Origin of the sequence: Ancylobacter sp. G4_0304, from assembly GCF_047501495.1 — a bacterium.
Classification (GTDB): Bacteria; Pseudomonadota; Alphaproteobacteria; order Rhizobiales; family Xanthobacteraceae; genus Ancylobacter.
Genome location: NZ_JAZDRM010000074.1, coordinates 1 through 3,022 on the forward strand (window position 1 = coordinate 1; position 3,022 = coordinate 3,022).

At 63.2% G+C, this 3,022-nt stretch carries 2 protein-coding genes and 1 pseudogene; all 3 read left to right on the forward strand.

Annotation, left to right across the window (positions count from 1 at the left end; translation table 11 throughout):
- Positions 1-25: 25 nt before the first annotated feature.
- The gene (locus tag VRZ77_RS21625; RefSeq protein WP_414594629.1) at positions 26-454 is read left to right on the forward strand and encodes a L,D-transpeptidase; all 429 of its coding nucleotides are present in this window, start codon (positions 26-28) and stop codon (positions 452-454) included.
- 80 nt (positions 455-534) lie between these two features.
- Positions 535-2,478 (forward strand): acyltransferase family protein, encoded by a 1,944-nt coding sequence (locus VRZ77_RS21630; protein WP_414594630.1) that lies wholly within the window; start codon positions 535-537, stop codon positions 2,476-2,478.
- A gap of 105 nt (positions 2,479-2,583) precedes the next feature.
- Positions 2,584-3,022, forward strand: a pseudogene (locus VRZ77_RS21635) (hypothetical protein); the annotation flags it as partial.

The following is a 3,022-nucleotide window of genomic DNA, read 5'->3' on the forward strand; positions in this document are numbered from 1 at the left end:
ACCATACGGGGGGGGGGGGGCGCCCATGACACGCATCGCCGCGGCTATTGCCTGCCTATGCCTGCTGCTCGTCGCGCCAGCCGGCGCGAAGGCATCGGACGTGGTGGCCTATATCGACATCTCGACCCAGCGCATGAATGTGTGGGTCGACGGGGCCCCGCGCTACAACTGGCCGGTCTCCACCGGCCGCCGCGGCCACGGCACGCCGTCGGGAACCTTCCGCCCGCAGCGCATGCACAAGCGCTACTTCTCGCGCAAATACTACAATTCGCCGATGCCCTATTCGATCTTCTTCCATGGCGGCTACGCGATCCACGGCACCAACGACCTGAACCGCCTCGGCCGTCCAGCGTCCCATGGCTGCATCCGGCTGCACCCGGGAAATGCGGCGCGCCTGTTCTCGCTGGTCGGCGCCGCCGGAAAGGCCAATACCCGGATCGTCATCACGCGCTAGCGATGGCATGGGGGCGTCGTCGTGACGTGCGGCGGCAGCCGTGGTAACGACCGGAGCGGGCTTCCGGGAGAAAGAACACGGTGACGACAGCACGCATTCAAACGCTCGATGGTCTGCGTGCGCTCGCGATCGGTCTGGTCCTCATCTTCCACCTCAACGAGACCTATCTCCCTGGCGGATTCATCGGCGTCGACGTCTTCTTCGTCATCTCCGGCTACATCATCACCAAGACGATCATGGAGCGGCGCGGCGAGAACAGGTTCAGCCTCGCCGACTTTTACATGCGGCGCATCTCGCGACTGATGCCGTCCGTCATCGCAACGGTCCTTGCCTCGCTCGCCGCCGCCAGCCTGATCTATTCGCCCGGACAGGTCCTCGAATATGCCTGGGTGGGCCTTTATTCGATCCTGTCAGTCGCCAATATCTACTTCTTCCTGCATTCAGGATATTTCGACTCGGCCTCGCAGTCGAACATCTTCCTGCACATGTGGTCGCTGTCGGTCGAAGAGCAGTTCTACCTCGTCTGGCCGTTCTTCCTGCTTCTGGCGACCGGGGGACGGCATGCGCGCAGCTGGTTCATCGGCGCCACGCTCCTCGGCATCGCTGCCGCATGGGCGATCTTCGCCCTCGATGCCGCCGCCGCCTTCTTCCTCATGCCCGCGCGGGTGTTCCAGTTTTCCGCCGGGGCGATCGTCGCGACTGTGCACCTGCAAAATCCTGCGCTCGACCGCGGCGTCCATCCGCTTTCCAATGCGTTGTTTGGGCTCGGCGCAGTGATCGTCTTATTCTCGGCGATCCTGTCCAATGGCCAGACCTATGATTTCGTGGTCGCCGCGTTGGCGCCGGCGGCAGGCACCGCGCTGCTGCTGACCGGCATCAATGCGCCGCTCTCGGCCGTGACCCTGGGCCAGCGCGCGGCCGCTTATGTCGGCCGCCGGGCCTATACGCTTTATCTGGTGCACTGGCCGATCATGGTGATGTCCGGCCTGATCATCGGTCAGTCCAAGTCGTTCACGCAGGAACTTGCCATAGTCGCGATATGCATCGTCGCGGCAGAAATCCTGCGCCAGACTGTGGAAAAACCGCTGGACTTCCGCCGCCATCGCACCGCACGGCGTTTCCGGCTGGTTGGCGTCGGGGTGCTGGCGATCGCCTGCGCGGGGCTCATAGCCTTTGCCAGCCTCCGCCCGGTAAGTCCCAAGCTGGACGGCAACTATGTCGAGATCGCCCGCAAGGGCTGGGCCGACCGCATCCGCCTTGGCCGCAGCGGTATCGGTTGCAGCATTTCGGTCGATGACGATGCCAGCGCATATAACCGTGCCGAATGCTTCCGCGAGGGCGTGAACGACAAGCTGTTCATCATCGGCGACAGTTATGCCCAGGAAGTCTACATCATGCTCTCGCAGTTCCTGCCCGCCGAGAAAATGGCGCTGGCGGGCGGTGCGGGCTGTTTTCCGATCTACCCCAAACCGCCTTTCTCCTCGGTCAAGCAGAGCTGCATCGACCTGAACACCGAGCGCTTCAAATGGGTGAAGGACGCCGACGTCTCGGCCATTGTCGTCACCAGCAATTGGCACTGGTGGACGCCCAAGCTGCTGGAGGAGACCTTTGCCTATCTGGCCTCCACCGGAAAGCCGGTCATCGTCGTGGGTCCCCGCCCACGCTTCTTCCAGCCCGTACCCGTCATGCTCGACAGCGCCAATGGCTCGGATCTGGCCCCTGACCTCTCGTCGCAGCTCAAGCAGAACATGAACGAGGAATATGAGAAGGTGACCGCCGCCATGCGACCCTATGGCGACCAGTTCCTCTATCTCGATCTCCGCTCCATCCTCTGCCCAGGCGGCAAATGCCCGGCCTTCCTGCCGGACGGGCATACCGTCTACCTCGACGAGTCCCACATCACGGCGCCAGCCGCGATCAATGCCGGCCAAAAGCTGGACGCGACGCTCGGCCCTCGCATCCGTCAGTTCATCGCCAAGGCGGCTCAAGCTTCCAGCTCTCCTGGAGAAGCGACGGAACAATAGAACGCCACCTCCGCAAGCACCGCATTGGGTGCGGAACGGCATCGGTGCTATCGTGCCTTTGCCGTCGCCCGCATGGATGGACGGCCATCCAGCTGCCGAGACGTCATGCTGCTCGACTATTCATCCCTGCTCGCGGGGACCGGATTCTCCGCCCTGTGCCTCGCGCTGATCCTGTTCGCGAGCTCGATGGCCGCGCGCCGCGACGGCTTCCTGCTGACCTATGCCGTTGCCGCCCTGATGATCGTCGGTGCCGTCATCACCTACAGCATCTATATCAGCGGCCCCGATGACAGGCTGATCATCCTGTCCTTCAGCCTCATGCTGGCCTGCATGTCGACCCTGCTGGGCGCGGCGCGCCAGTTTCGTCTCGGGGTGTCGCCCTTACCGATCATCGGCGTCGCCGCCATCAGCATACCGTTAGAGCGGTTTCTGGCTGATCCGATTCAGAGCGGGATTCCCAAATCGCGGCATGTCTGCTTCCTTCGCGTTCGGAGTGGTGGAGATGGATCATGTCGCGCGCCTACAGCCAGGATTTGCGGGATCG

Coding starts and splice junctions, on each gene's coding strand:
- VRZ77_RS21625 (WP_414594629.1), top strand. CDS start 26: ATGACACGCATCGCCGCGGCTATTGCCTGCCTATGCCTGCTGCTCGTC.